The following is a 3058-nucleotide window of genomic DNA, read 5'->3' on the forward strand; positions in this document are numbered from 1 at the left end:
GTAAGCGTCCGGTCTGCACCGCCTTTTTCCCGTGATCTAGATCGCCCAAAGTGGTGCCCACCAAATTTCTGGTGGGGACCACTTTGGCCACGAATGGCATCACCCGGGTGACCCGCAAGGGGCGCCCGAACTACCCGATCGACTTCAAACGCCACCTTGCCGCGCTCGCCTGCGAGCCGGGGATCTCGGTGGCGAAGCTCGCCCTCGAACACGGCATCAACGCGAACCTGCTGTTCAAGTGGCGCCGCCACTACCGTGCAGGGTGGTTCGGCGAACCCCAGCCGGCGCATCGCGCGGCCCGGCGACCGCACGTGTGCGAAGGGCCGAAACTGTTGCCGGTGATGACCGTGTCGCCGTCAGTCGGCCAACCGTTGGCACCGAAGGGCGTCAAGCCGGCGGCCGCGCTCGAGATTCTGATCGGCGGCGCGACCGTGCGGGTGCTCGGCGAGGTCAGTCGGGACACACTGCGCACGGTCCTCGACTGCCTGGCCGAACGGGCATGATCGGCTTGGCGGCAGGCACGCGCATCTGGCTGGTGGCCGGCGTGACCGACATGCGTCGCGGCATGGACGGTCTGGCGGCGATCGTGCAAGGGGCGCTCGCCGAGAATCCATTCTCCGGGCACGTCTTCATCTTCCGCGGGCGGCGGGGCGATCTCGTGAAACTGCTGTGGTGGAGCGGGGACGGGCTGTGCCTGTTCGCGAAGCGCCTCGAACGGGGCCGCTTCATCTGGCCGCAGGCGACCGAGGGGGCCGTGCATCTGTCCGCGGCGCAGCTGTCGATGCTGCTCGAAGGCATCGACTGGCGAAGGCCCGAGCGGACCTGGCAACCCGAGTGCGCGGCCTGAAGATCGGGGCATGCCCCCTGGGGGCTGTTCACACACCGCGGCATCGCGTAGACTCACGTCATGCACGCGACGACGCCCCTTCCCGATGACCAGGCTGTACTCAAGGCCCTGGTGACGGCCCAGCAGGCCGAGATCGCGCGCCTGAACTTCATCATCGCCAAGCTGCGCCGGATGCAGTTCGGTCGCCGCTCGGAGCAATTAGACGGCACGCTCGCCCAGCTCGAGCTCGCCCTTGAGGGCATCGAGACTGCCCGGCGCGAAGCCGCTGCAGACGCGTCGCCGGACACGACCTCCGGCGCGGCGTCGTCACCGAAACGCCCCGCCCGCAAACCCTTGCCCGATCACCTGCCGCGCGAGACGGTCGAACATGCGCCCGCCGAGGGCAACTGTCCCGACTGCGGCAGCACCTTCGTGAAGCTGGGCGAGGACGTCTCGGAGATGCTCGAGTACGTGCCCGCCCACTTCAAGGTGATCCGGCACGTGCGTCCGAAGCTCGCCTGCTCGCGCTGCGATCGCATCATGCAGGCGGCAGCCCCCGCACGGCCGATCGAGCGCGGACTGCCCGGGCCGGCCTTGCTCGCGCATGTGCTGGTGGGCAAGTTCTGCGACCACCTGCCGCTGTATCGGCAAAGCGCCATCTATGCGCGCTCGGGCATCGAGCTCGACCGCTCGACGCTCGCCGACTGGGTCGGGCAATCGGCACAACTGCTTGCTCCGCTGGTCGAGGCGCTGCGCCGCTATGTGCTCGCCGCCGACAAGGTGCATGCCGACGACACCCCGCTGCCGGTGCTCGCACCCGGCGAAGGACGGACCAAGACCGCACGGTTGTGGACTTACGTGCGTGATGATCGCCCGGCCGGCAGCAATGACCATCCGGCGGTGTGGTTCGCGTACTCGCCCAATCGCAAGGGCGAGCACCCGCAGCGCCATCTGCGCGCCTTCACCGGCATCCTGCAGGCCGACGCCTATGCGGGTTTCAATGCGATTTATGCGACCGGGCAGGTGCAGGAAGCCGCCTGCTGGGCCCATCTGAGACGCAAGTTCTTCGATGTGCATCGGGCACAGGCCTCCCCGATTGCCGCCGAGGCGCTCACGCGGATCGGTCAGCTCTACGCGATCGAAGCGAGCGTCCGTGGTGAGTCACCGCCCATCCGCCGCGCGGTGCGGCGGGCCCAGGCGCGTCCATTACTGGAGGACTTGCGGAGTTGGCTGGACGCGCAGAGCCGGCGCGTGTCGCGCAAATCCGGCATCAGCGAGGCGATCCAGTACGGGCTGAATCACTGGCGGGCGCTGATCCGCTACACCGAGGATGGGCGCATCGAGATCGATAACAATGCCGCCGAACGGGCGCTACGCGTGGTGGCCTTGGGAAGAAAGAACTTCCTCTTCGGTGGTTCGGACGCCGGGGGCGAGCGCGCGGCGGCCCTCTACAGCCTGATCGGTACGGCCAAACTCAACGGTCTGGACCCGGAAGCGTATCTGCGCGACGTGTTGGCACGCATCGCCGAACATCCGATCAACCGCATCGAAGACTTGCTGCCCTGGAATCTGGGGCGCGACCAATCCGAACCCCGGCGCAAGGCCGCCTGACCATGGGCACTGTCGTACGACTCCCGAAGGCGCGGCCCGCGCCGCATCTGCTGCAATTGCGGATTGAACTGGCCTGGATCAAGCCGGCCATTTGGCGCCGGGTGGTGGTGCCGGAAACCATTACGCTGCCGAAGCTGCATCGGGTCATCCAGGCCGTGATGGGCTGGCACGACTGCCATCTGCACGAGTTCGAGATCGCCGGCGAGCGCTACGGCGTCCCCGATCCCGATTACGACTTCGAGCCCGTTCGCAATGAACAGCGCGTGCGGCTCGCGACCGCGCTCTACGGCGCAAAATCCTTCCGCTACGTCTACGACTTCGGCGACGACTGGGAGCACCGCATCAAGGTCGAACGCCGCCTGCCACCCGAACCGCTCTTCGATACGGCGCTTTGCCTTACCGGCGCCAATGCCACTCCGCCCGAGGATGTCGGCGGCGCTCCCGGCTATGCCGACTTCGTTGCGGTGATGGCCGATCCGAACCATCCTGAACACCACGACATGCTTGAATGGTACGGGGCACCGTTCGATCCCGCCGCGTTTGACATCTCGGCAATCGATTTGCGCCTCCACCCGATCAAGGTCTGACCGTCAGTCAAGACGGTCTCGGGCGGACGCTTAC

Annotated in this window: 4 protein-coding genes; all 4 read left to right on the forward strand. The window is 67.0% G+C overall.

Annotated features, from left to right (window positions below; translation table 11 throughout):
- Positions 1-83: 83 nt before the first annotated feature.
- Genes tnpA through GPA25_RS23455 form a run of 4 tightly spaced genes read left to right on the forward strand, consistent with a single transcriptional unit; the run spans position 84 to position 3024 of the window.
- A complete protein-coding gene (tnpA, locus tag GPA25_RS23440; protein WP_169262809.1) occupies positions 84-503 on the forward strand; it encodes an IS66-like element accessory protein TnpA in 420 nt (139 codons plus the stop codon).
- Complete coding sequence (gene tnpB, locus GPA25_RS23445) at positions 500-847, forward strand: IS66 family insertion sequence element accessory protein TnpB (RefSeq protein ID WP_169262806.1); 348 nt, start codon at positions 500-502, stop codon at positions 845-847. Before tnpA ends, tnpB begins: the two co-directional genes overlap by 4 nt.
- A gap of 60 nt (positions 848-907) precedes the next feature.
- Positions 908-2437 carry an IS66 family transposase gene (tnpC, locus tag GPA25_RS23450; protein ID WP_169262807.1) on the forward strand — a complete coding sequence of 510 codons (1530 nt, stop codon included), beginning with the start codon at positions 908-910 and terminating at the stop codon, positions 2435-2437.
- A 2-nt stretch (positions 2438-2439) separates the two neighbouring features.
- Positions 2440-3024: a plasmid pRiA4b ORF-3 family protein gene (locus tag GPA25_RS23455; RefSeq protein WP_169262808.1), complete on the forward strand. Its 585-nt coding sequence runs from the start codon at positions 2440-2442 to the stop codon at positions 3022-3024.
- Positions 3025-3058: the final 34 nt, after the last annotated feature.

Origin of the sequence: Aromatoleum diolicum (genome assembly GCF_012910955.1) — a bacterium.
GTDB classification, from domain to species: domain Bacteria; phylum Pseudomonadota; class Gammaproteobacteria; order Burkholderiales; family Rhodocyclaceae; genus Aromatoleum; species Aromatoleum diolicum.